The organism is Xanthomonas hortorum pv. pelargonii (assembly GCF_024499015.1).
GTDB classification, from domain to species: Bacteria; Pseudomonadota; Gammaproteobacteria; order Xanthomonadales; family Xanthomonadaceae; genus Xanthomonas; species Xanthomonas hortorum_B.
Map to the genome: position 1 here is coordinate 4,994,731 of NZ_CP098604.1, position 26,052 is coordinate 5,020,782.

General features: G+C 67.3%; 17 protein-coding genes and 1 pseudogene. 5 read left to right on the forward strand and 13 right to left on the reverse strand.

What is annotated here, in order from left to right; translation table 11 throughout:
- Positions 1-35: 35 nt before the first annotated feature.
- Complete coding sequence (locus tag NDY25_RS21295; protein WP_168958831.1) at positions 36-473, reverse strand: hypothetical protein; 438 nt, start codon at positions 471-473, stop codon at positions 36-38.
- A 254-nt stretch (positions 474-727) separates the two neighbouring features.
- Positions 728-1,693 carry a helix-turn-helix transcriptional regulator gene (locus NDY25_RS21300; RefSeq protein ID WP_168958848.1) on the reverse strand — a complete coding sequence of 322 codons (966 nt, stop codon included), beginning with the start codon at positions 1,691-1,693 and terminating at the stop codon, positions 728-730.
- A 265-nt stretch (positions 1,694-1,958) separates the two neighbouring features.
- On the opposite strand from NDY25_RS21300, the gene NDY25_RS21305 reads away from it, so the two are divergent.
- Genes NDY25_RS21305 through NDY25_RS21325 form a run of 5 tightly spaced genes read left to right on the forward strand, consistent with a single transcriptional unit; the run spans position 1,959 to position 7,815 of the window.
- Positions 1,959-3,557, forward strand: a complete 1,599-nt coding sequence (locus NDY25_RS21305; RefSeq protein WP_256627671.1) for a TonB-dependent receptor — start codon at positions 1,959-1,961, stop codon at positions 3,555-3,557.
- Complete coding sequence (locus NDY25_RS21310; protein WP_256627672.1) at positions 3,479-4,132, forward strand: TonB-dependent receptor domain-containing protein; 654 nt, start codon at positions 3,479-3,481, stop codon at positions 4,130-4,132. The genes NDY25_RS21305 and NDY25_RS21310 overlap by 79 nt, the downstream gene beginning before the upstream one ends.
- Positions 4,122-5,768 (forward strand): ABC transporter ATP-binding protein, encoded by a 1,647-nt coding sequence (locus NDY25_RS21315; RefSeq protein ID WP_256627673.1) that lies wholly within the window; start codon positions 4,122-4,124, stop codon positions 5,766-5,768. Before NDY25_RS21310 ends, NDY25_RS21315 begins: the two co-directional genes overlap by 11 nt.
- The gene (locus tag NDY25_RS21320; RefSeq protein WP_256628021.1) at positions 5,672-6,025 is read left to right on the forward strand and encodes an ABC transporter ATP-binding protein; all 354 of its coding nucleotides are present in this window, start codon (positions 5,672-5,674) and stop codon (positions 6,023-6,025) included. The genes NDY25_RS21315 and NDY25_RS21320 overlap by 97 nt, the downstream gene beginning before the upstream one ends.
- Positions 6,022-7,815: an ABC transporter ATP-binding protein gene (locus NDY25_RS21325; protein ID WP_168958832.1), complete on the forward strand. Its 1,794-nt coding sequence runs from the start codon at positions 6,022-6,024 to the stop codon at positions 7,813-7,815. Before NDY25_RS21320 ends, NDY25_RS21325 begins: the two co-directional genes overlap by 4 nt.
- Positions 7,816-7,993: 178 nt before the next feature.
- On the opposite strand, the gene NDY25_RS21330 is transcribed toward NDY25_RS21325, so the two are convergent.
- From NDY25_RS21330 to NDY25_RS21380, 11 genes and pseudogenes are all read right to left on the reverse strand, one after another.
- On the reverse strand, positions 7,994-9,652 hold the full coding sequence (locus NDY25_RS21330) for a chemotaxis protein CheA (RefSeq protein WP_168958833.1): 1,659 nt from the start codon (positions 9,650-9,652) through the stop codon (positions 7,994-7,996).
- Between the two features lie 2 nt (positions 9,653-9,654).
- On the reverse strand, positions 9,655-10,281 hold the full coding sequence (locus tag NDY25_RS21335; protein ID WP_006450905.1) for a protein phosphatase CheZ: 627 nt from the start codon (positions 10,279-10,281) through the stop codon (positions 9,655-9,657).
- Positions 10,281-10,673, reverse strand: a complete 393-nt coding sequence (cheY, locus tag NDY25_RS21340) for a chemotaxis response regulator CheY (protein WP_002813536.1) — start codon at positions 10,671-10,673, stop codon at positions 10,281-10,283. Before cheY ends, NDY25_RS21335 begins: the two co-directional genes overlap by 1 nt.
- A gap of 35 nt (positions 10,674-10,708) precedes the next feature.
- Positions 10,709-11,482, reverse strand: coding sequence for an RNA polymerase sigma factor FliA (locus tag NDY25_RS21345; protein ID WP_023903918.1), 774 nt, complete (start codon positions 11,480-11,482; stop codon positions 10,709-10,711).
- Positions 11,479-12,363, reverse strand: coding sequence for a MinD/ParA family protein (locus NDY25_RS21350; protein ID WP_168958834.1), 885 nt, complete (start codon positions 12,361-12,363; stop codon positions 11,479-11,481). The genes NDY25_RS21345 and NDY25_RS21350 overlap by 4 nt, the downstream gene beginning before the upstream one ends.
- Positions 12,350-14,017, reverse strand: a complete 1,668-nt coding sequence (gene flhF / locus NDY25_RS21355; RefSeq protein ID WP_256627674.1) for a flagellar biosynthesis GTPase FlhF — start codon at positions 14,015-14,017, stop codon at positions 12,350-12,352. Before flhF ends, NDY25_RS21350 begins: the two co-directional genes overlap by 14 nt.
- 559 nt (positions 14,018-14,576) lie before the next feature.
- On the reverse strand, positions 14,577-16,670 hold the full coding sequence (gene flhA, locus NDY25_RS21360) for a flagellar biosynthesis protein FlhA (RefSeq protein ID WP_168958836.1): 2,094 nt from the start codon (positions 16,668-16,670) through the stop codon (positions 14,577-14,579).
- Positions 16,667-17,797: a flagellar biosynthesis protein FlhB gene (gene flhB / locus NDY25_RS21365; RefSeq protein WP_168958837.1), complete on the reverse strand. Its 1,131-nt coding sequence runs from the start codon at positions 17,795-17,797 to the stop codon at positions 16,667-16,669. The genes flhA and flhB overlap by 4 nt, the downstream gene beginning before the upstream one ends.
- A 364-nt stretch (positions 17,798-18,161) precedes the next feature.
- Positions 18,162-19,697: pseudogene (locus tag NDY25_RS21370) on the reverse strand (putative bifunctional diguanylate cyclase/phosphodiesterase); the annotation flags it as partial.
- 101 nt (positions 19,698-19,798) lie between these two features.
- Positions 19,799-22,720: a diguanylate cyclase gene (locus tag NDY25_RS21375; protein WP_168958852.1), complete on the reverse strand. Its 2,922-nt coding sequence runs from the start codon at positions 22,718-22,720 to the stop codon at positions 19,799-19,801.
- Positions 22,721-23,010: 290 nt separating this feature from the next.
- Entirely contained in the window at positions 23,011-25,959 is a 2,949-nt protein-coding gene (locus NDY25_RS21380; RefSeq protein WP_168958838.1) for a ligand-binding sensor domain-containing diguanylate cyclase, read from the reverse strand.
- Positions 25,960-26,052: the final 93 nt, after the last annotated feature.

The following is a 26,052-nucleotide window of genomic DNA, read 5'->3' on the forward strand; positions in this document are numbered from 1 at the left end:
CCGATTGCGGCGCAACAGCAGGGGCCGCAAGGCCGTCATCGTTCCGGTGCCGGCTCGGCCGCAGCCACGCCGGTGGCTTGGGCGGCCGCCAGCCAGGCCTGTGCCTGGGCAAGTGCCTCGGCATGCGTGGCGACGATCCGGTAGGGATACGCGGCCTGACCGGAGGCGTTCCAGCCATCGGCCTGACGCGCGTACTCGCCACGCGCAACCGGGTCTTCCACCACGCGCACCGCGCCCAGGCAATCGCGTTGTTGCAGGGCAAAGCTGTCCTTGCTCCAGCGGGTATAGAGCGTCATGAAGTGCGCCGATTGGCGCGGCAGTTGCGCGCCTTGCAGCACCAGCATGTGCCGCTCGGCACGCGCATAGACAGCCTGGAGTTGCGCCATCAGCGCATCGGCCTGCGCATCGGGCACATGCTCCGGCATGTGCAGCGCGACCAGAGGCCAGTCCCGGGTGTCGACAAACGGAGTCATGCAATACCTTTGGAAGGAAAGCCGGCGGCGATCGGCAGCACAGGAGGCGGCACGCCGCAATCTGCGCGCACCGACCCGTCACGCCGCCCTTGACGCAGGGGGGCGTACTGCCTGATCGAGCAGTAAATGATAATTATTCGTAATTGTGCCGCCGCCCGGATCAGACTTTTCTCGGCCCGTATCCGGTCAGTCCGCAGGCGCATGGCAGGGCCGGTGTGCGCGATGGCCGATGCGGAGAACGCGCCGGCGTTGTCTCAGCGCTGCCGCTTGAACGCCGAAGGATTGACGCCGAACTGCTTGCGGAAGGCGGCCGTGAAGTGGCTCGCGTTGGTGTAGCCCAGGTCGGCGGCGACTACGGTCACCGCGGCATGGCCGTTGCACAGACGCTCGCGCGCCATGTGCATCCGTTCGTGTTGGAACAGCCCATAGATGCTGTGGTCGAACAACTGCCGGAAGCCGCGCTTGAGCGTCACCGCGCTGAGGCCGGTTTCCCGCGCCAGTTCGGTGATTGTGGGCGCCTTGCTCAGATCCGCCAGCAGCAGGTCGCGTGCACGCAGCAGTTTCTTCTGGCTGGCCGGGCAGGGCGCGTTCTGCTGCGATGGTGCCTGTTCGCAGCGGGCTTCCACGGACAGGCCCACCAGCACCAGCGCCTGGCCCAGCAACCACAGCGGGGAGGCAGCCTTACGCAACTCCGGACGTGCCGACGCCGCCCGCAAGGCCTCGCTCAGGGCGTGCGCCGTGGCATGCATTTCGGCGCCGCAGCGCTGCATGTCGCAGCAGTGGGTCGCGTCCAGATCCCGGCGCAGCGATCCGCCCAGGTCAGGCATCCAATCGGCAAGCAGATCCGGGCGGACGGAGACGGTTACCTGCTCGAAGCTGCCCGCGTAGGACGATTTGCTGCTGCAGCCGGGGGTGTAGTTGATGCAGCTCATGCGTTCTTCCAGCACATGCTCGACCTCGCTGCCGCGTTCGCGCATCGCGAAGCTGCAGCGTCCATGCAGGGCGCAGGAGAAGTGCACCCGGTCCCAGTCGTCGCGCACGCTCATGGTCACCGGCTGGGGGAAGTGCGCCCGCCACAGCAGCACATCGACACCGGGCTGCGGCGTCACATGAATCAGTCCGCAGGACGCGTCGGGTTGCAGATCCGGCACCGCCGTGCCGGCAAGTAGCGAAGAGACAGTGACCTCGGAAGCGATATGCGGCGTGGGGGTGGAGTTCATGCGACCTGCTTCATGGAGTGATGCGGATCCGGGGAGTGTGAACCGATTCGGGTAGTGTAAAAATAAGAATCATTATCGTTAACCGTCGAGGCGGTGTGACGACTGTCGCTTCGGCTTGGTTCAGCAACCGGGCAGGAGGCGATGCCCATCGTCGACTGCTCTTTCAATTTCCGCGTGCTGCCGCAGTCGGCCGGCGTTTGCCGCCAGCTGCCAGCGGACCGACACGCAGCCGCTTTGTTCCCATATCCGATCAGGAGCCCAGTCCGTGCAGCATCCGCTCGTCGCGCAGACGCCGCAAGGCCGTTTCAAAACGCTCAATTCCTTGGCCCTGGCGTTGTTGGCTGCGCTTGCCGCCGCGCCGAGCGTGTCAGCGGCGCCGGCGAGCGCGCCGAGCCGTGCCGCCGAGGATGCCGTGTCGGATGCAGGCGCCACGGTGGAAGGGCCGGTGACGGAACTGGATGGCCTAACCGTGACGGCGCGCCTTGCAGCAGAGCACGCCAAGGATATTCCTTTCGGGATCGGCGTGATCGGGGGCAGCGAGCTTGAGACCCGCCGGCAGCTCACGCTGGAAGAGGCGCTGCGCGCCACGCCGGGTGTGAACGTCTGGAGCGATAGCTCGCCTCATAGCGCCAACGTCCTGATCCGCGGCACCGGCTCGATCAATCCGGTCAGCACCGACGATGGCGCGGTGGCGCTGTCGATCGATGGCGTGCCGCTGTCCATGCGTTCGATGTCGCTCGGCACGCTGGATATCGAGCGCGTGGAGATCCTCAAGGGTCCGCAGGGCACCTTGTTCGGCAGCAATAGCCGGGCCGGTGCGATCAATGTCATCACCAACAAGCCGACCCGCGATCTGCAGGCTTACGTCCGCGGCGAGATCGGTCAGCAAGGCCAGCACCTGGAAGAAGCCGTGCTCAGCGGCCCGCTGTCGGAATCGCTCAGCGGGCGTTTTGCAATCCGCAATAGCGGCTCTGATCAGTGGGTCGATAACGCGCGCACCGGCGAGCCGCTGTCCAGGCCGCGCAGCCTGATGTTCCGTGGCAGCGTGTTTTGGGAAAACGGCGCCGGCACCAACCTGCTGTTCACTGCCGACCGCGAGGACGCCAGGCGCAACCTTGGCCTGGCGGTGCTGCGACCGTACGACGAGCAGCCGGTCATGGACGTCACCCCCGGCCTGTACGACGACAACAGCAAGACGGTGGAGCGCTATGCAGTCACCCTCAATCACGACCTGCCGGTGGGTCGGCTGACCTCGGTCACTGGCTACACCAGGTTCGATACCGACTTCGTGGGCGGTTACGACGCCCGTGCGATGCAGGCCATGTTCGGCATTCCGGCCGAAAACATGCAGCGCAGCAGGATGGACGGCAACACGCTCAGCCAGGACCTGCGCTGGACCTCGTTGCCGGGTGCGTCGGTGTTCTGGGTGACCGGCGTGTACCTGTCGCGCGCGCAGCGCAGCTTCGACCAGCTGTACATCAGCAGCAACCAGGCCATGGACCGGGACTACCAGACCGATAGCCATGCGGTGTACGGCGAGGTCACCTGGCCGCTGACCGACGTGCTCAAGCTGACCGGCGGCCTGCGCCATACCTGGGACCACAAGTCCTACGACGCGCTCTACGCCGGCACGGTGGCCGACTACCGCAGGCTGCGCGACGACTATTCCACCGGGCGGGTGGCGTTGTCCTACGCGCTGACGCCGACCACCAACCTGTATGGCGCAGTGTCGCGCGGCTACGAATCGGGGGCATCGGCGACTTTCCGACCCAGGTGGCCGACAGCGTGCCGTTCAAGCCGGCCGCATCCAATGCGCTCGAGCTGGGCTTCAAGACGGAGTCTGCCGACGGCCGTTACGCATTGAATGGCGCGTTGTTTGCCACCCGGGTCAAGGACGACCACTTGATGGGCTTCGATCCGGCAACCCTGGCCACCTCGACGGTGAATGCCGATACCCGCAGTCGGGGCGCCGAAATGCAGGGGACGTGGCGGTTGGGCGAGGGATTCTCGCTGTCGGGCGGGCTAAGCTTCATCGATGCCGAGATCACCAGCAACGTATCGGGCGTGTCCGGCGGCGATATCCGCAAGGGCAATCGTTCGCCCGACGTGCCGAGGTGGGGCGGCACCCTGGGTGCGGCGTACGTGCGGCCGTTGGCGGCGGTGCGCTGGCTCTCCGCGCCGGTGCTGAACGCCCGGCTCGACTACCAATACGTCGGTACGCGCGCGGCCGACACCCAGAACCACTTCGATCTGAACAAATATCAAAAGGTGGATGTGCGGATCGGTGTGGCCTCCGGCGGCACCGAGATCTATGTATTCGGCAGCAACCTGCTCGACGAGCAGTACGACCTGTACGGGTTCGCGCCCGCCGCACCCACCTATGTCGGCGCGCCCGCGCGTGGCCGCACGCTGGGTGTCGGTGTCAGGCATGATTTCTAGGGTGGCGACCAGGCAAGGCAACACCGACGGGCCAACGTCTGCGGCCGCGCCACCCACGCGCGCGCGGGCGCAACGTGGCGAACCGCACGCCTGGCAGATCATGCAGCCGGTGCGTGGCCAGATCCGGCTGGCGATGTGTCTTGCCGCCACCGCTGCGCTGCTCAATCTGGGCTCGCTGCTGGCGCTGGCGCTGGCGGTACGTCAGCTTGCCGAGGCATCGGGCCGCTGGCCGGTGGCGCCGCTGCTCGCTGCGGCAGCGTGCCTGGTGGGCGGCTATGGGATGCGCCTGTCCGGGTTCAACCAATCCCATGCGGCCGCCTTTCGGCTGGAGGCCTTGTTGCGCCAGCAACTGGCGCAGCACCTGACGCGCGTGCCGCTGGGCGAGATCCAGCGCTGGGGCGCGGCGGCGCTGTCGAAAGTGCTGCAGGACGACGTCAAGGCGCTGCATGTGTTCGTTGCCGATAGCACGCCGCTGTATGCGCGAGCCTTTGTGATGCCTGTCTGCACCGGTCTGGCGCTGCTGTGGCTCGACTGGCGACTGGCGTTGACCACGGCGGCGCCGCTGGCGCTGGGGTTCGGCGTGTTGGCGCTGGCGATGCGGGGCGGGGCCGAGATGGGCCGGCGCTACAACCAGGCCCGCGAGCAGGTGAGCGCGGCGGTGATCGAATTCGTGCAGGCAATGCCGGTGGTGCGCAGCTTCGACACCGGCCAGTCGACCTTTGGCCGTTATCGGCAGGCACTGGACGGGTATCTGGACGTGCTCACGCGCTGGTACCGTCAGGCCGGGTTTTCGGCGCGGGTTTCCTTCGCCGTCTTGAACCCGCTGCCAACGCTGCTGGTGCTGCTGTGGCTGGGCGGATGGCTGCTGCTGCGCGGGCAGCTCGCGTTCGGAATCTGGGTAGGCGCGTTGCTGCTGAGCGCTGGCATGGCCGAAGCGATGATGCCGATGATGATGCTACGGCAGATGGTCGAGAAGGCGCAGCTGAGTGCGGCGCGCATCCAGGACGTGCTGGCATTGCCGGTCCAGCCGGTGCCGGCGGCGTGCGCCAGTGTTCCGGCGGATGCCGGAGTGGTGTTCGACAATGTCAGCTTCGGTTACGCGCAGCAGACGGGATCGGCGGATGGAGCGGATGAGCCGCCGCAGGAGCGTGCGCTGAGCGGGGTGAGCTTCCGCGTCGAACCCGGCACCGTCACCGCGCTGGTCGGTCCTTCGGGGGCGGGCAAGACCACCGTCGCCCGGCTGATTCCGCGCTTCTGGGACGTGCTGGAGGGCCAGGTCAGCATCGGCGGCGTGGATGTGCGCGCACTTCCTACCGAGATGCTGATGGCCCAGGTCGGGTTCGTATTCCAGGACACCTTTCTGTTTGCCGACACGGTGGCCGACAACATCCGTCTTGGCGTGCCGGATGCGGACATGCGCGCGGTGATCGAAGCCGCCACCGCCGCCCAGGCGCACGCCTTCATCCAGGCGCTGCCAAAGGACTACGACACCCCGGTGGGGAGCGTGGCGCCGCGCTCTCCGGCGGGCAACGGCAGCGCATCGCCGTTGCCCGCGCGATCCTGCAGAACCGGCCGATCCTGGTGCTCGACGAGCCGACTGCGTTTGCGGACCCGGAAAACGAACTGGCCTTGCTGACCGCCCTGGCCGCGCTGATGCGCGGCAAGACGGTGATCATCGTGGCGCACCGTCTTGCCACGGTGCGCGATGTGGACCAGATCCTGGTCTTCGAGCGTGGGCGGCTGGTCGAATCCGGGCAGCACGCTGCGCTGGCTGCCGGCGGGGGCGTGTATGCGCGGCTCTGGGAGCATCACGCGCAGGCCCGGCGTTGGGCCTTGCGCGGGACTGATGCTGCCGGGCAGCCGGCCGATCGCGCGCCGCAGGTGGTGCCATGAGTGGCTTGCCTAGACCGTTGTCGCAGTTGTCCCCGATGCTGGGTTCCACGCGGACGGCCTGGAGCCGGTTGCTGGGGGTGATGGGGTCGCATGCGCCGGCCTTGCGGCGCTGCCTGGCCGGGCTTGTCGCCGCTGCGGTCCTGCAGGGATTGGCGCTGGCCTGCGTGTTCCCGCTGTTGGCGGCGGTGTTTCCTGCGCCGGATCAGGGCCGGGCGCTAGGCTGGCTGGCCGCCATGACGGTGCTGGCCGGCATCGCCACGGTGCTGCGCTGGCGTGCGCAGGGGTTCGAGTACGGCGGTCGATTGGCGCAGGTCACTCACGCGTTGCGCCTGCGGCTCGGCGAGCAACTGCGCCGCATGCCGCTGGAGCGGTTGCGCGAAAGCCGCGCCGGGGAGATGAACGCGCTGCTGCTGGGCAACGTGGACGAGCAGCTGAATTACATCGTGGCCATCGCCAACCTAATCCTGACCGCCACCGTCGCGCCGTTGGCGCTGGCGCTGGCGGTGCTGGCGTTCGATCTGCGCCTGGGGGCATTGCTGCTGGCGGTCTTCCCGCTGCTGTGGGGACTGCATCGCTGGCGTCGTCCAGCCTTCGCGCGCGACATGCGCGGCCTGAACGACGCGCATTGGCGCTGTCATGCGGATCTGGTCGAGTACACGCAGGGGCTGACCGCGCTGCGCGCGGCCTGCCAGGAAGGCGGTCGCGTGGGGATGCTGCACGCCGGTTTCGAGCGCCTGCGCCTGATCCAGACTGCGGCTCATCGTCAAGGCGTTCGCCCGTCGGTGGTCACCGCCAGCCTGGTCGAGCTGGGCCTGCTGGGGGTCGTCGTGGCGGCGACCGGATGGGTCGTGTCGGGAAGGCTGCAGCCTGCGGCGGTGGCCGCGGTCATGGTGATCGTGGTGCGCTTGTCCGAACCGATGGCAACCCTGGTCAGTTACACCATGGTGTTGGAGATGATGGAGGCCGCGCTGGAACGGATCGAAGCGCTGCTGGCCATTCCCGCGCTACCGGTGCAGCTGCCGCAGGCCATGCCCGATCAGTTCGATGTGCGTTTCGAACAGGTCTGTTTCCACTATGCCGACGACCCGAACAGCGCCGCGCTGATGCACTTCAGCGCGACGCTGCCGGCGCAGGCGATGACGGCGCTGGTAGGCCCCTCCGGTTCCGGCAAGACCACCGTGGCCCGCTTGCTGTTACGCCATGCCGACCCGCAAGCGGGGAGCATCACGATCGGCGGCATCGATATCCGTCGCATGTCGCCGGAGGTGTTGAACGCTCTGGTGTCGGTGGTGTTCCAGGACGTCCATCTGTTCGACGACACGGTGCTGGCCAACATCCGCATGGGACGCCCCGATGCCGATGACGCACAGGTGCGCGCTGCCGCTGCGGCTGCGCAGTGCCTGGACTTCATCGAGCGCCTGCCGCAGGGCTGGAACACGCGGCTGGGCGAGATCGGCGACCGGCTGTCCGGTGGCGAGCGCCAGCGCATCTCGATCGCCCGCGCGTTGCTCAAGGACGCGCCCATCGTGGTCCTGGATGAGCCCACCGCCGCGCTGGATACGGAAAGCGAGCTGGCGGTGCAACGGGCCATCGATACCCTGGTGCGCGACAAGACGGTGATCGTGATCGCGCACCGTCTGTCCACGATCGCCGGCGCCGACCGCATCCTGGTGGTGGAGGATGGCCGGCTGGTGGAGCAGGGCCGGCATGAGGAACTGCTGACCTGCAATGGCCGTTATGGCGCGCTGTGGAACGCGCAGCAGGTGGCGACGGCGTGGCGGGTGAGCTGAGATTCAGGCTCGGCGCGCTTGCGCCTAACAGCGATCCGCTGCATTGGCGCACGCCGGCACACGAAACACGTATCGAAACGATAACGGCCGCTATGCGCGGCCATTGTGATTACATCAAGCAACCCGGATCGTCACCACGATTCCCGATTCCCGATTCCCGATTCCCGATTCCCCAAACTCAATGATCGCTGGAGCGCAACCCGTCCACGTCCAGGATCAGTGCCATGCGGCCATCGCCGATCAGGGTTGCGCCGGCGTAGCCGGGCAGGCCGCGCAAGGCGCGCGGTAGCGGTTTGATCACCACTTCCTCGCGGCCGCGCACTTGATCCACGACGAGGCCGAAGCGGGTTTCTCCGGCTTGCAGCAGCACCACGGTCAGTAGCGGCGGTTGCTCGGCGGGGACGCCGAGCCAGCGGCGCAGGTCGATCAGCGGCAAGGTGTGCGAGCGGCGGTCCAGCACGGCGCGGCCGTCGAACCAGCCCAGCGAGGTCTGCGGGGCGTGCAGCACTTCGACCACGCGGGCCAGCGGTAGTGCATAGACGGCTTCGCCGGCCTGCACCAGCAGGGTCGGCAGGATCGCCAGGGTCAGCGGCACGCGGATCATGAAGCGGCTGCCGCGGCCCAGTTCCGACTGGATCTGGATCTGCCCGCTGAGTTCGCGGATGCGCGATTGCACCACGTCCATGCCCACGCCACGGCCGGAGATGTCGGTGACCTCGGCCTTGGTCGAAAAGCCCGGCATGAAGATCAGATGCAGGCACTCGTCGGTGCTCAGACGGGCAGCGGCTTCGGCGTCGATCAGGCCTTTATTGCGGGCGATTTCGCGCAGGCGCTCGGGGTCGATGCCGGCGCCGTCGTCCTGAATTTCGATACTGACGTAGTCGCCTTCCTGCTGTGCGGACAGGCGCACATGACCACTGCGCGGTTTGCCGGTGGCTTCGCGCAGGGCAGGGGATTCGATGCCGTGGTCGATCGCGTTGCGCACCAGATGCACCAGCGGATCGGCCAGGGCTTCGACCAGATTACGGTCCAGTTCTGTCTCGGCGCCGATCAGTTCCAGCTCCACTTCCTTGGACAAGGTGCGCGCCACATCGCGGGCCACCTTGGGGAAGCGCGAGAACACCTTGCTGACCGGCTGCATGCGGGTGCGCATGACCGCGGTCTGCAGGCGGGCAGTGGCGATATCCAGCACGCTGACCGCGCGATCGAGTTCTTCGTCGCGCAGGCGGGTGCGCAGGGTCTTGAGACGATTGCGCGAGAGCACCAGTTCGCCGATCAGGTTGACGATGGCGTCCAGGCGCTTGGTGTCCACGCGCACGGTCTGTTCGGCTTCGGCACCCTTGGCGGCGGCTTTGGGCGCGGCCTTGGCGCCGGGCGCCGGTACGTGGCCGTCGTCATGGGCAGGTGTGGCCACCGCAGCCAATGCGGCCTTGGGCGCGGCCTTGACCGCCGGCGGGCCGCTCTTGGCATCGAACTGCGCGATCAGCGAGGCCGGCGCATGCGGCACGGTTTCGCCCGAGCCCATCGCATCGAGCATCGCCTGCAGATAATCCAGCGACTGCTGCGCGGCATCGAAGTGATGCGCCTGCAACACCGCCTGGCCGGAGCGCGCCATGCCGAGGGTTTCTTCAGCGGCGTGGCACAGCTCCACCATGGGCTTGATCGCCAGAAAGCCGGCGCCGCCCTTGAGCGTGTGGAAACCGCGGAACACCGCGTTGAGCTGGTCGGCTTCGTCCGGTGCCTGTTCCAGCGCGACCAGCTGTTCGCCGAGGCGATCCAGGATTTCCTGGGCCTCGACGATGAAATCGGCAGCAATATCGTCTGGAACAGCACTCATGGTTACAACCCCAATCCGGACAGCAGGTCATCGGCGTCGTCCTGCGACACCGCGTGACGGTCCAGGCCCTTGACTGCAGGACCGGCAAGACCGCCGTCGTCTTTCTTCGGCTCGGTGCTCTTTGGCGGCAGGCCGAGTGCGCCGAAGCCTTCGTGCACGCGCCGCACGATGCCGGCCACGCGCCGGATGATCTGCCCGCTCAGGTCCTGGTAGCTTTGCGCCAGCGACAGTTCGGTCAGGTTGTGGCGCATCTTGTCCATCAGCGCGCCCTGGTCCTGATTCAGACCACCGTCGCGCAGCTGGTTGGCCAGCTCACGGCATTCTTCGACCAGATCCAGCGTGCGATGGCTGGCCTTTTCGGTCATTTCCACCACGTGGTCCAGGCGCGAACACGCATCGTCCAGTTCGCCGGCTTCTTCGGGCACGGTGGGCAGTTCGCCCAGCGCCTGACCGAGTTCGCGTGCGAGCCGGCTCAGGCCCTGCATCATCGGACGGGTGCGCAAGGCGGCGAGGTGGTCGACCTCGCGCTTCCAGGCGGCTTCGTCACCGCTTTCCAGTGCATCGAGCGCGCCTTGCAGGCGGTCGATCAAGGCAGCGCGTTCGGCATTGGTTTCCACGGTGGCGTTCATCAGGCGGTCGCCGCCAGACGTTCGAACACCTTGCCCAGCTTTTCTTCCAGCGTCTGCGCGGTGAACGGCTTGATGATGTAGCCATTCACGCCGCACTGGGCGGCTTCGATGATCTGCTCGCGCTTTGCTTCGGCGGTCACCATCATCACCGGCAGGTGCTTGAGCTTGGCGTCGGCGCGGATGTTGCGCAGCAGGTCGATGCCGGTCATGCCGGGCATGTTCCAGTCGGTGACCACGAAATCGAACGGGCCGGCCCGCAATGCAGCCAGTGCGCTGTTGCCGTCTTCGGCCTCTGCGGTATTGGTGAAGCCAAGATCGCCCAACAGATTCTTGACGATACGTCGCATCGTCGAGAAGTCGTCCACGATCAAAATCCGCATGTTCTTGTTCACATCAAGCTCCTAACACTAAAAAATACGCGAAAAAATCATTCGTCAATTTCGACACCGGCATCGGCCAGTTCGAAGACCTTGAGGCGGCCGCGCAGACGCACCACGGCCTGGCCGTGGATCTGGCAGACGCGCGATTCGCTGACACCGAGCACGGCGCCGATTTCCTTCAGGTTCAATTCCTGTTCGTAGTACAGCGACAGCACCAGCTGCTCGCGCTCGGGCAACTGGCCGATGGCCTTGCCCAGCTCGCGGCCGAACTCGCCACGCTCCATCATCTGCTGCGGGTTGGGGCCACCCTTGGCGGTGGTGTCCAGCTCGCCGTGATCTTCGATCCGCGACTCCAGGCTCAGCACCTGGCCGCGGGCGGCGTCTTCCATCAGACGCAGGTAATCGGGCAACGGCATTTCCATCGCGGCAGCCACTTCGGTGGCGGCGGCGGCGCGGCCGGTGTTCTGTTCGATCTTGCGCACGGCGGCGGCAGCGTCGCGGGCACGGCGGTGGACTGAACGCGGCACCCAGTCGCCTCTGCGAATCTCGTCGATCATCGAGCCGCGGATACGGATCGAGGCATAGGTTTCGAACGAGGCGCCCTGCTCGGAGTCGTAACTGCGCGAGGCTTCGATCAGGCCGATCATGCCGGCCTGGATCAGGTCGTCCACTTCCACGCTCGCCGGCAGGCGCGCGGCCAGATGGTGGGCGATGCGGCGCACCAGATCGGCGTGTTGGGTGACGATGTCGTTGGCGTTGTTGCGTTGCACTGCACGGTACTGCGCGGTGGCCGTCGTTGCGGTTGCGGTAGCGGTGCTCATGCGGCGACCCCCCGTTGGATGATGCGTTCGACAAAGAACTCGACGTTGCCGCGTGGCACGGTGGGGGCCTGCCAGCGCGAGGTACGCCGCGCGATTTCTGCGATGGCCAGCGCCGAGGGGCTGGCGGGGTAGGCCTTGATGACCGGTTGCTGGCGCTGTACCGACAAACGCAACCAGTCGTCCTGGGGCACGTGGCCGAGGTAGTTCAGCGACACGTCGCCGAGGAATTTTTCGCAGACCCGCGACAGCTTGTCGTACAGCAGGCGGCCTTCGTTGGGGTCGCGCACCATGTTGGCGATGATCTGCAAACGGTCCACGCCGCGTTCGCGCGAGAGCACCTTGATCAGCGCGTAGGCGTCGGTGATCGAGGCCGGTTCGTCGCAGACCACCACCACGGTGTCCTGGGCGGCCTGGCAGAAGGTCAGCACGCTGTCGGTAATGCCGGCGGCGGTGTCGATGACCATCACGTCCAGGTCGCGTTCCAGTTCGGAGAACACGTTGACCAGGCCGATGTGCTGGGCCGGAGCCATTTCGGCCATGTGGCGGCGACCGGAGGCGGCCGGGACCACCAACACGCCACCGGGGCCTTCGATGATCACTTCGTCCAGCGTGCAGCGGCCGGCGATCAGGTCGGCCAGGGTGTACTTGGGCGAGAGTCCCAAGACCACGTCCAGGTTGGCCAGGCCAAGGTCGGCGTCCAGCAGCAGGGTGCGCTTGCCCATCTCGGCAAGGGCCACGGCCAGGTTGGCGGAGATGTTGGTTTTACCCACGCCGCCCTTGCCACCGGTCACGGCAATGGTGCGCACCGGGCCCAGGGGCTCGGGACGGGTCGCCGTCAGGGGGAAGGCGTTGGTCAGCTTGGCGTATTCACGCGACTGCATGGTTGTGCTCCGGAGTACAGGGCTTATCGGCAGCGCGCCGCAAATCTTCAAGGCGAAGAACGAGACTGGCGGCATTGGCGCGGTGCAGGTCGTCGGGGACCCGCTGTCCGTCAGTCACCCAGGTGATGGGCATTTGGTGGTCGACCACCACCGACAAGGCGCTGCCGAAGCGGCCGGTCTCGTCGAGTTTGGTCAGCACCACGCCTTGGGGTTTGGCGTGGGCGAAGCGGCGTACGACCTCGTCGAGGTCGGAAAAATGGGCGTTGGCCGGCAGCACCAGCAGCGAGGTGACCTGGTGCGCGGCGCGCAGCCAGTTCAGCTGTGCGGCCAGGGCGCGGTCGCGCTGGCCCATGCCAGCGGTGTCGATCAACACCAGCTTGTAGTCGCGCAGGCGCTCGAGCAGTTCCAGCAGGCTCTCGGCGCTGTCGGCCTCGTGCACCGCGATGCCGAGCTGACGGCCGTAGCTGTGCAGCTGCTCGCGGCCGCCGACGCGCTGGGTGTCGGTGGTGACCAGGGCCACGTCGCGCGGGGCGTGCTGGGCGGCGAAGCGCTGGGCGAGCTTGGCGATGGTGGTGGTCTTGCCGGCACCGGTCGGGCCGACCAGGGCGATCACGCCGCCGCGTTCCAGCGGGTCGATCGGAGCCACCGGCAGACGCTTGGACAGCAGGCCCAGCATCAGCCCGCGGCCGCGGTGCAATTCGGTATCGGCCGGGATCTGCAGGGCCACATCGCGGATCAGACCGGCATCGAAGCCGTAGTCGTCCATCAGCTCCAGGGCCTGCGCACGCACCGGGGAGCCACGCAGGCGCTCGTCGGTGAGACGGTTCATTTCGCGCTCGATCATCTGACGCATCAGCGCCAGCTCACCGCGCAGCTGCTTGAGTTCTTCGTCGTTCTGCGGCACCGGGGCGGCGGCGACCGGCACCGCAGCCAGGGCGACCGGGGCGGCCACCAGCGGCGGCAACGCGGCCGGCGGCAGGATCTGCGGCAGCGCGTCGTCCATGTCGAAGCCGTCGTCGTCCTGCTCGTCGTCGTCCTGCCCGTAAGAGGCGTGCGTGGCGAGCGCGGCGGCCATGATCGGCGTGCGTGCCTGCACCGGGGCAGCGTGCACTGGAGCCTGTACCGGTGCGGTGGTCAGGAAGTCGGCGAACAGCTGTTCCGGCACTGCCGACAGCGCATGTTCCTGGCGCGGTGCGGCGGCAACCGCAACGGCGTGGGCCAGTGCCTGGGCGGCGGCCGACGGGGCGGCGGCAGTGCGCACCGGTGCGGCGACCGGCGCCGAGCGCGGCACGTTGACCGGCTGGCGCAGCGCCATCGCGGCGATCATGTCGTCTGCGGCGCTGGCAACGCGCTGACGCTGGTTGCTGCCGGTGTCGCCGGCCGGCTTCAGCGGGGCGTGGAACGGCGCGGCTGGCTTGGCCGGGGCCTGCTGGACCGGCGCCTGTTCGATCTGTGCCGCAGCCGCCGGAGTCTCGGAGCGCGCGGTTTCCAGGGCGCGCTGCACGAGTTCTTCGTCGTAGTTGCTGGCAGCGACGATCTCGATGCCTTCGGCGGTACGGCGGTTGGACAGGATCACTGCGTCCGGGCCGTGTTCTTCACGCACCATGCGGAATGCGGTGCGCATGTCCGGGGCAACGAAGCGTTTGATTTTCATGCGAAGTGCCTCCAGGAACGGGACCCGCCGGACGCCGGACGGGTGCGCGATGAATGTGGGTGTGTTGCCAGCGTCATGAGTTGCCTGTCCCGTTCGGTTGTTCCAAGTGCTGCTGCTCGCCCCGCAGCGATCAAGCTGACTGCGGTCTCGCCAGAGCTAATGCACGCGGCGTGCCAAAACGCGGTGCCGGGGTTCCGGCGCGGGGATCTGGAGGGTTGGGACAGGCTGGAGCTGTGCGATCGGCGCGGCTGCAAGATTTCAAGTCACTGGTTTGATTGACTTTTCTCTAGGGGCGCGCTGCGTTGGCATCTACTGTGTGAGTGGATGGGCTGGCGGGTGGGAGGTTGAGCCTGGAGCGCCTGGAAAGCCTCGAAACGGCCAGCGTCGTGCAATCGATTGGAGGTTTGGACGAGTGGCGGCTTTCCGACGCGGTGGTCGGTTGCCTGTCTGCAGCTCGAGGACCGGGCGCGGGTGGCTTCGTAGGAGCGCCCTTGGGCGCGACGGGCCGTCCCGGTAGAGCCCGTCGCGCCCGGGTGCGCTCCTACGAGGTGCGTCAGCCTCAGCTGATCGTGCCGACCAGCTTCAGGCGCTTGTCTTCCGGCACTTCGCTATACGCCAATACCGACAGGGTCGGCACGCTATGGCGGACCAGGCGGGCCAGTGCGGCGCGGACCTGGCCGGGTACCAGCACCACGGCCGGTTCGTTGCGGGCTTCCTGCTTGCCGACGCAATCGGCCAGGCTTTGGTGCAGGCGCTCGGCCAGGCCGGGTTCCAGCGCCACGCCGTTGCCGTGGGTGGATTCCTGCAGCACGCGCTCCAGCTGCGGGGCCAGTGTGTAGACCGGCAGCTCGGCCGACATGCCGGCGATTTCCTGCACGATGAAGCGGCCCAGCGAGGTGCGTACCGCAGCGGTGAGGGTGGTGGGGTCCTGGCTGTGCGGGGCATGTTCGACCAGCGCTTCGACGATCTTGCGCAGCTGGCGTACCGGGATGCGTTCGATCAGCAGGTTCTGCAGCACCCGCACCACCACCGACAGCGGCAACGCCTTGGGGGTGAGGTCTTCGACCATCTTCGGCGCGGTCTTGGCCAGGGTCGCCAGCAGTTGCTGCACTTCCTCGTGGCCGAGCAGTTCCGGGGCGTGTTCGCGGATCAGGTGCGACAGGTGGGTGGCGATGACGGTGGCCGGGTCGACCACGGTGTAGCCCATCGATTCGGCATAGGCGCGCTGATGCGGCTGGATCCAGGTGGCGTCCAGGCCGAATGCCGGGTCCTTGCCGGGAATGCCGTCGAGCTGGCCGAGTGCACCGCCCGGGTCCAGCGCCAGTTCGCGGTCGGGATAGATTTCCGCAGTGGCCACCGGCACGCCGTGCACCAGCAGGCGGTAGGCGTTGGCCGACAGCTCCAGGTTGTCGCGGATGTGCACCGGCGGCACCAGAAAGCCGATGTCCTGGGTGAGCTTGCGGCGCACGCCCTTGATGCGCGCCATCAACTCGCCGCCCTGGTTCTTGTCCACCAGCGGGATCAGCCGGTAGCCCACTTCCAGGCCCAGCGGGTCGATCGGGCGCAGCTCGTCCCAGCTCAGTTCCGAGCTGGCCTGGGCGGCGGTGGCCGCAGCGGCCGCCTTCGGGTCGGTGGCAGGGTCGCCGGTCGGCGGGACGACCAGGCTGCGCTTGTACATTTTCCAGGCGATCACGCCCAGGATCAGGCCGAGCGTCAAAAACGCGACGTTCGGCATGCCCGGCACCAGGCCGACCAGGCCCAGGATGGCCGCAGCCACCGCCAACGCGCGGTGCTGGCCGAACACCTGGCTGATCATGGCGCCGCGCATGTCCTGCGCCCGCGAGGCGCGGGTGACCAGCAAGGCCACCGAGGACGACACCAGCAAGGCCGGCAGCTGCGCCACCAAACCGTCACCGATCGACAGCAGGGTGTAGGTGGAGGCCGCATCCACAAAGCTCATGCCGTGCTGGAACATGCCCACCGCCATGCCGCCGATGAGATTGATGAACAAAATCATGATGGCGGCGATGGCGTCGCCGCGGATGAACTTGTTGGCGCCGTCCATCGCGCCGTAGAAGTCGGCTTCCTCGCGCACTTCTTCGCGGCGGGCCTTGGCTTCCTCACGCGTCAGCAAACCGGCGTTGAGGTCGGCGTCGATGGCCATCTGCTTGCCGGGCATGGCGTCGAGGATAAAGCGCGCGGTCACTTCCGACACGCGCCCGGCACCCTTGGTGATGACGACGAAGTTGATGATGGTCAGGATCGCGAACACCACGATGCCCACCGCGTAGTTGCCGCCGATGACGAACTGGCCGAACGCCTCGATGACCTTGCCGGCCGCAGCGTGGCCGTCCTGGCCGTTGATCAGGATCACGCGGCTTGAGGCGACGTTCAGCGCCAGGCGCAGCATCGTGGTCATCAACAGCACGATCGGGAAAATGGTGAATTCCAGCGGGCGCCGCACGTAGATCACCGCCAGCAGCACCATCAGCGAGATGGCGATGTTGAAGGTGAACAAGGCATCCAGCACCGGTGCGGCCAGCGGCACCATCAGCATGGCCAGCATGGCCATCAGCGCCAGCGGGGCGCCCAGGCCGTTGCGCAGCAACTCCATGATGCGTCGGGCATTCAGCGGTGCGGGTTGGGCGCTCATGCGCTGGCTCCCTTGCCGAACTCATCCACTTCGAGGGAAGGCAATTCAGGCATCGGGCCGCCGTTCCAGCCACGCAACTGGTAGACGTAGGAAAGCACCTGGGCCACGACCGAATAGAGTCTCACGGGAATTTCCTTGCCAATTTGAGCTTCTCTATACAAGGCGCGTGCCAAAGGCGGGGCGGTGACGATCGACACCCGGTGCTGTTCGCAGACGTCGCGGATGCGGAAGGCCATTTCGTCCACGCCCTTGGCCACCACGATCGGGGCGCGCATCTTGCCGCCCTCGTACTTGAGCGCCACCGCGTAGTGGGTCGGGTTCACCAGCACCACGTCGGCCTTGGGCACCGCTTCCATCATCTGGCGCTGCGACATCTGCATCTGCATCTGGCGGATGCGCCCCTTGACCTCCGGGCTGCCCTCGCTCTCCTTCATCTCGCGCTTGATCTCTTCGCGGGTCATCTTGAGCTTCCGCATCCAGTTCCACTTCTGGTACGGCGCGTCGATGGCGGCCAGCAGCACCAGCGCACCGGCGGTGTAGAACAGCAGGCTCTTGGTGAAGTCCAGGCCGTTGCCCACGGCCTGTTCCAGCGGCTGGTTCACCAGCGAGCGCAGGCCGTGCAGGCCCTTGGAGATGCACAGGCTGGCGGCCAGGCCGACGAACAGCAGCCGCAGCACCGACTTGACCAGCTCGGCCAGCGCGTGGCTGCCCCACATGCGCTTGATCCCGCTCATGGGGCTGAGCTTGGTGAGGTCGGGCATGATCGCCTTGCTGGAAAAATGCAGCCCGCTCATCAGCAGCGGGCCGGCCAGGCCGGCGGCCAGGCAGATGCCGATCAGCGGCACCATCACCCACAGCAGCTGCATGAGCAGGTCGCCGAAATGGCCGAACAGCGCCATCGGGTTTTCACGCATTTTCGGGTCCGGGCTGAGTGCGCTCTTCATCCAGACGCTGGCGCCGTCGCCGATGCCGCGGGCCAGGGCCATCAGTGCGAACACGCCGGCGCCGAACACGGCGGCAGTGGACAACTCGCGCGATTGCGGGATGTTGCCCTGCTCGCGGGCTTCACGCAGGCGTTTTTCGGTGGGAAGCTCTGTACGTTCGCCGCCGTCTTCGGACTCGGACATGGGGGTGCCGGTGACTTGTCAGCCTTGCCTCATGCAAGCGGCGTTCCAGATTTGTGGGGCTGGGATTGGGGAGTCGGGAATCGGGAGTCGGGAATCGGGAGTCGGGAGTCGGGAGTCGGGAATCGGGAGTCGGGAATCGGGAGTCGGGAATCGGGAGTCGGGAATCGGGAATCGGGATTGGGGAATCGGGACGCAGCGGCCACGCGTGGAGCGCTGGCGGGGTGTTGTAGCTGGGTGGTTAGCGGGGAGGGCCGCAGGTCGGGAATCGGGCGCGAGGGCTAACCAACTGCAGGCTGGTGCTCGGCTCGGTTGGCGGGTCGTCGAGCGTGGATGCAGGTCTACGGTCGTTTTTGATGCTTTTTGCTCAGCTGGCCTGGCGGTGCAGGCCATCGCGCTGGGCGACCACCGTGGCGATAAAACGCTCTGCGTCCATTGGCCGGCCCAGCAGATAGCCCTGCAGCTGGTCGCAGCCCAGCCGTTCCAGGGTGTTGCGCTGGGCGTTGGTCTCCACGCCCTCGGCCACTACCTGCAGGCGCATGGTGTGGGCCAGCGCGACGACGGCTGCGACGATGGCGATGTCTTCGGGGCAGGTGTCCATCGCCTGCACGAAGCTGCGGTCGATCTTGAGTTCGTGCGCGGGTAGCTTGCGCAGGTAGAGCAGGTTGGAATAGCCGGTGCCGAAATCGTCGATGGCGATGCGCACGCCCAGCGCATTGAGCTGGCCGAGCGTGCGCAGGCAGGCGTCGGCGTCGCGCATGGCCATGGTTTCGGTGATTTCCAGGGTGAGCTGGCCGGGCGGAATCAGATGCTCGGCCAGGGTGGTGGCTACTTCGTCCAGCAGGCTGGGCGAGGCCAGCTGCGTGGCCGAGAGGTTCACCGCCACCCGCCAGTCGCCATGCCCGGCCTCGCGCCAGGCGCGCATCTGCCGGCAGGCCTGCTGCAGCACCCAGCTGCCGAGCGGGCCGATCATGCCGCTGCGTTCGGCCAGCGGGATGAAGCTGTCCGGCGGCACCAGGCCGCGTTCGGGATGTTGCCAGCGGATCAGCGCCTCGGCGCCGATCGGGCGGCCATCCTCGGCGCAGTATTTGGGTTGGTAATGCAGCACGAACTGGCCCAGCTCCAGCGCGCGCGGCAGGTCCTGCAGCAGCTGCAGGCGCTCGCGGGTGGTACCGGTCATCGAGCGCTCGAAGAAGCTGTAGCGGTTGCGCCCGGCCTGTTTGGCGTGGCGCATCGCCGCATCGGCATGCGTCATCAGTTGATGCTCGCTGCCGGCGTCTTCCGGTCCGGCGTCTTCGGGATATAGCGCAATGCCGACGCTGCTGCTCAGGCGTAGTTCCTGGTCGCCGACCAGGAACGGCACCGCCAGCGCCTGCAGCAGATGCGCGGCGATCGCGGCGGCGTCCTCGGGGTCGGCGATGTCGGACACCAGCGCGAACTCGTCGGCGCCCAGCCGCGCCAGGCTGCCGTTGGCGCGGCGGTGCGCGCTCATACGCCCGGCCACCGCCACCAGCAATTGGTCGCCGAACTGATGCCCGTAGCCGTCGTTGACCGCCTTGAAGCCATCTAGATTGATCAGCATCACCGCAAAGCGCTGCCCGTCGTGCTGGGCGCGGTCGATGCTCTGCAGCACATGTTCGTGCAGCAGCACGCGGTTGGGCAGGCGGGTGAGCGGGTCGTGCAGCGCGGCCAGCACCAGCTCGGCATTGGCCTGCGCCAGCGATTGCGCCAGCACATCGGTGCGCTGCTGGAAGCGCCGCGACAGCACCGAGATCACCAGCGCCAACACCAGCAAGGCCAGCGTCACAACCACCACTACTGCGGTCAGCCAGGACAACGGCAACTGCGCGCCGGTTGTGGCGACGCAGAGACTCGCTGGCGCGAGATGCGCGGCAGCCGTGCCGTCGGCAGGGATGCCGCGCGCACGCATGCACGGCGGTTGCGGCATATCGCGCACATCGGCCCGGCGGCCATTCGCGGCACTGGGGTGATGGGAGTGACTGCTCATGCCACCGACGACTCAGGCTCCTCCGGTTCGATGCGATTGCGTCCGTGGCGCTTGGCCCGGTACAGCGCCTCGTCGGCGCGCGCCAGCAGCGTGGCCGCCGTGTCGCCGATCCGGAACCAGGCCACACCGACCGAGCAGGTCACCGGTAGCGGGCGGGCGGTGCCCACTTCGTACGGGGCCACGCTGAGCTTTTCGTGGATGGCGCGTAGCCGGTGCTGGCTGTGTTGCGACATGCCCGGCAGCAACAGCAGCAATTCTTCGCCGCCGTAACGGCCCACGCGGTCCGAATCGCGCAGGCAGGCGGTCAGCCGCGCGCCGACCTTGGCCAGCACCGCATCGCCGACCAGATGCCCGTGTTCGTCGTTGACCAGCTTGAAGTGGTCCAGGTCGATCAGCACCACCGCCAACGGATGCGCACCGTGGGCGCAGGCCTGCAGTTCTTCGGCCATCGCCTCGAGCACGCCGGAGCGATTGAGCAGGCCGGTCAGCGCGTCGTGGCTGGCCTTCAGTGCCAGCGCCGCACGGGCGCTTTCCAGCTCGCGTTTTTCGCGCTCCAGCTGATAAGTGCGCTCGGCGACCAGCTCGGCGAGCATGCGCTCGCGCGCGACCAGATGACGGTGCCGCCAGCGCCACAGACCGGCCAGCAGGGCGCTGCCGATCAGCAGATACAGCGCGATTGCCGGCGGGCTGCGCCACCACAGCGGCGCCACTGCGAACGGCAGGTCGGTGATCGGCGAGGTGGTGCGTCGGTAGCGGTCCAGCAGTTGCACCTGCAGGCGGAAATGGCCGGACGGCAGCGGCGGTTGGTCGATCGACAGCGTGTCGCTCTGGATCCATTCGTTGTGCAGACCGAGCAGGCGATAGCGCACCGTGAGCCGGCTGGGGTCGTCGTAGACCTCCATGCTGGACAGCTCGATATGCAACGGCCTGTCGCTCCAGGCGAGCAACTGGCCGCGCTGCACCGGCACGCCACCGCGGCTGACGCTGTCGATACGCACGCTGGGCTGGCGCTGATCGAACAGGCGCGCCGGGTCGCGCAGATGGCTCACCCCGCGCGCGGTGCCGATCCACACCGAGCCATCGGGATCTTCGGCAAACGCCGCTTCGGACACGTCGTCCCACAACAGCCCCTGCGACTGCGACAGATGCGCCCAATGCTCGCCGTCGTAGACCTCCACCCCGCGTGCATGACCCACCCAGACCCGGCCGACGCTGTCGCCGCGTAACTGGTACACGCTGACGTCGGCGAGCGCTTCATCGCTGACCGCCTGCAGATCCACTTCTTCGTCCAGCAACAGGCCGTGCCATAGCCCGGCGCGATAGAACGCCAGCCACACTTCGCCGCTGTCGCTGATATGGAATTTGCTGATCCACGGGTCGGAGGCGCCGCCATTGACCTTGACCTTCACCTTCGACCAGTGCGCGCCCTGCAGCCGAAACAGGCCATTGGCGCTGGAGACCCACAACGTGCCGTCGGCAGTCTGCTGGATATCGGTATAGGCGATAGCCGGCATCTGGCTGACCATGTGCAGCGTGCCGCCGTCCAGCGGCCGTTCGAGCGCAAACAGGCCACCGGCAGTGAGCACCCACAGCCGGCCCTGGCGGTCGATGATCAGACGCCGCCCGGTACGCGGAAGTTTGGCGATCTCGGCGCTGCGCCCATCCGGCCAGTTGCGGCGCACGAAGCCGGCCGAGTTCAGCGTCCACAGGCTGCCGTCGGCACTGCGCGCCATGCCCACGATCTGGATCCCGGAGTTGGGTAATGCAGGAACGAAGCGCCCCTTCGGGTCGGCCTGGCGACCCACGCCATGTTCGTTGCCGACCAGCAACGCGCCCTGCGCGTCGCGGGCGATCGACCAGGTCGGCGCAACCGGCATGCCTTGCGAGGCGTCCCAGTTCTCGATCCACTCGTAGCCGGCCCAGCGCACAAGGCCTTCGCCGTCCACGGTCATCCAGATGTCGCCGTCGCGGTCCACCACGATGGCGTCGCTGCTGCCCGGCGGCAGCCCGTTCTCGGTGCCGAAACTGCGCCACTGGCCGTTTTCCCAGCGCACCAGTCCGTCGTTGCGGCGCACCAGCACCCGTCCTTCGCGATCGAGCACCAGCGGTGCCTGCTGCCCGACGGTGCTGCCATCCAGCAACGGCAACGGCCGCACGCTGAAGGTGGCCGCACCCGGCGCGCGGTAGAGCAGGGTGCCGGTGCCACGTACCCACAATGCGCCGTCGTGGTCGCGCAGCACGCTGTACCAGCGATCTTCCGGCACGCCTTGTTCGGGCCCGTACACCTGCACCTTGCGCTGCGCATCGATGGCGCATAGCCGCTTGGCACAGCCGGCCCACAAGGTGTCGCCGTCCACCGACAGGCTCAACACCTTGGACAACTCGGGCACGCGCACGCGGGTGGCGGTATCCAGCAGCGGCTCGCTATGCCAGCGGCCGTTGCCGCGTGCACTCAGCCGCTCCAGCGTGCCGCCGTTGGCCAGCACCGTGCCCCACGGCGTGCTGGCCAGCAGCATGCCTTCCTGCAGATGCTCGGCCTCGTACGGCGCCAGTCTGCGGAAGCCGTGTTCGTTGCCGACGAACAGCGTCTGGAAGCCGGCCACCCACAACGTACCGTCGGCGGTTTCGGTCATCGAACTGATCGATTCGTTGCGCAGGCCATCCAGCACCACCTGCTGAAAACTGCGCCCATTGAAGCGATACAGGCCGCTTTCGGTGCACACCCACAGCAACGTGGCGCGGGTCTGCAGCAGGCAGGTGCCGGCCAGCCCGAGCAGGCCCTGGTCATGGGCGTAGCGGCGAATGCTCGCGGTCTGCGCGCCGGCCAGATCGGCCAACGACAGCAACGCCAACACCAGCACCGCGGCAAACGGCGCGCGCCGGCTCGACGACCTCCACTGGCGGTACTCACACCCCACGAGCGTTGCACTCTCCCACGCGTCGGCAGGTGTGGTCCGCGCCTTGCGCGGGTGTCTCACGCTTGCCATGGGCGGCCCCCATAGTAGGCCGCAGTAAACCGACTAACGGCTGTTCACGCGTGTTTCTTTAATGCGCGCAGCAACACGATGGCGTGATTGCCGCCCGGCAGTCGATTGCATGCGAGCTCGACAGGTGCTGGTATTGGTTTGCCGGCAGCGCAGTTGGATCGAGTTGTGCGTTCACTGGAACGCCGCTTTCAACGTATTTCAAGGCGCTTCGGCGCTAACGCTCAACTCTCAGCGGCGTGCTCAGACGCGGTGTGGTCGTAGTCGATGCGATTGCGTCCACTACGTTTGGCGCGATACAGCGCCGCGTCCGCGCGTGCCAGCAACTGTTCCAGGGTTTCGCCCGGCTGAAACCAGGCCACGCCGATCGAGCAGGTCACCGCCAGCACGCTGCCGTCGATCGGGTAATCGCCGCAGATGCCGCGATGCAAGGCCTGCAAGCGATGCGTGGAGTCGGCATTCAGACCGGGCAGCAGCGCCAGCAATTCCTCGCCACCGTAGCGGCCGATCCGGTCGTCGCCGCGCACCAACGTATCCAGCCGCCGGCCGACCTCGGCCAGTACCGCATCGCCGGCCAGATGGCCGTGTTGGTCGTTGACCAGCTTGAAGTGATCCAGATCGATCAGCACCACCGCCAACGGCCGCGCTTGCACCGCAGCACGCGCCAGCATGCCGCGCAGCGCGTGCAGGATGCCGGCACGATTGAGCAGGCCGGTCAGTTCGTCATGGGTGGCCTTGAGCGCCAGTTCGGCGCGCGCGGCTTCCAGCTCGCGCTTGTCCTGCTCCAGCTCGGCGGTGCGTTCGGCCACCAGTTGCTCCAGCTCGCGTTTGCGCCGCAGCAGTTTGCGCGTGCGCCAGCGCAGCAGCACGATCACCGCCGCGATGCCCAGCAGCACATAGCCGATCAACGCGGGAATGCCGCGCCACCACGGCGGATGCAGCACAAAACGAAAGCGCGTGATCGGGCTGCTGCTGCGTTGGTAGGCATCCAGCACCTGCACTTCCAGCGTGTAGGTGCCGGGCGGCAGCAGCGGATAGGTCAGATGGCTGAGCGAGGTGGTGGTCCAGCGCGCCTGATGGCCTTCCACCCGGTAGCGGAAGCTGATTCGGTCGGCGCCGCCTTCCACGCCGGGCGTGGCCAGATCGATATCCAGCGGAATGTCGGACCACTCCAGCGCCGCCCCGGCGCGCACCATCTCGGTGCCGCGCCGCACGTGCGCGATCTCCACCTGCAGCGGTTGTGCGGCGAACAATCGCTGCGGGTCGAGCAAGTGGCTCAGCCCGCGGCTGCTGCCGATCCACAGGCTGCCGTCGTCGTCTTCCAGAAACGCGTTGGACGACAGGTCGTCCCACAGCAGACCCTCGCTGCGCGTGATGCGCGACCAGCGGCCTTGCTGATACAGATCCAGCCCCTGGCTGCTGCCGACCCACAGCCGGCCCTTGCGGTCGTGGCGCAGGATGAAGGGCATCACCTTGGAGATCAGCGGGTCGTCGACCGTCTGCACCGACACACCGCCGTCGGCCTGCAGGCGACCGTGCCACAGCCCGGCTTCGCGCAGCGACAGCCAGATTTCGCCGTCCGGTGCGAAGTCGATCTGAAACATGTCCTGGCTGGGCAGCGAGCCGCGCACCGGCACGCGCACCCATTGCGCGCCCTCGCGGCGATACAGCCCGTCGCCGGTCGCCGCCCACAGCCGCCCCTGGCGGTCGACATCGATGTCGCCGACAAACTTGCCTTGCAGCGCCGGCTCGAAGTTCAGCGCATAGGGCGGGGTGGTCTGACCGCGTGCCAGCCCGCGCGGGGTCGAGATCCATACCGAACCGGCGTTGTCGAACAACAGCTTGTAGCCCGGCCTGGGCATGTCCATCACCACGCGGGTCAGCCCGGTGTGCGGATCGCGCCGGGCAATGGCGCCGGAAAAGTACGACACCCAGGCCGCGCCATCCGGTGCCACCGCAAGGCTGAGCGTTTGCGACAACGGCTTGCCGTTGTCCAGCAGCCACGGCTGGGCGCGTTGGGCATGCCGGGGCAGCAGGGCAGCGCCGCCATCGGCACCAACCGCCAGCATGCCGTTGGGCAGGCGCTGCATCGCCCAGGTCGGCGCCGATGGCATGCCTTGCGGCTCGGTCAGATGCTCGATGCTGCCGTAGCCGAGCAGGCGTTGCACCCCAAGCCCACGGGTGCCGATCCACAAGGTGCCGTTGCTCTGCAACAGCAGTGGGCCGACCATGGCATCCAGCTGCAGGCCCTGGTCGGGGCCGATGTCGTGCCAATGGGTGCCGTCCCAGCGCACCAGCCCATGATCGGAGCGGGTCAGCATGCGTCCGCGCGCATCCTCCACCATGGTGGTGGCACCGGACATGGTGCTGAAGCTGCTGTGCGCGCTGGCCGGATGGGTTTGGAAGCGGCGCGCGCCCGGCTCTCGCGACACGATGGCGCCGCCGCCACGCAGCCACAGCCGACCGCCACGTTCGCGAAAGATCACCCGCCAGCGGCGCGCTGGCACGCCATCGGCTTCGGAGAGGGATTCGACCACCTTGCCGGCTGCATCCAACCGGCAGACGCCAGCGCCGCACGACGCCCACAGAAACTGCCCATCGGCCAGCAGGGTGCTGCCCGATGGCTGCAGGATTCCATCGGGCGTTCGCAGCGGCAGCGGTTGCACCTGCCATTGCTTGCCCACGCCCGGCGTCACCGCCAGCAGCGCCCCTGCACTGATCACAGCGACCCCGTCGCGGTAGGCGGCGATCACATTGCCGGCATCGGCGCGAATGCGCTTGCCCTCGCGCAGCACCTGGACGAACTGCTCGCCGTCGCGCACGAACACGCCATTGGCGGTGGCCACCCACAAGCGCCCGGCGCTATCCAGCGTCAGGCCGCGGGTGAAGCGCGCGTCCAGGCCCTGATCCTGGCCGACGGCAATGAAGCGCTCGCGCTCGAACCGATGCAACGCCAGTTCGGTGGCCACCCACACCACACCACGGCGATCCTCGACCAGACCGGTGATGGTCATGCCTTGCAGGCCATCGGCCTGGGCGTAATCGCGGAAGCTGTAACTCTGCGCCTGCACGCTCGCGATACTGGCCAGGCCGGTCACAAGCAGGCAGAGCCATGCCCATGGCGCAATGCTGCGCACGGCAGAACGGGCGAACAGCGCAGACACGTTGGGCATCGGTTCCCGCAGGCGTGGCAGTGAGGATGTGATGACTGGCGATTGGCGTCGTCAGTGATCCTGTGGCGTTGACGGCTTGCCGGCCAAAAACTT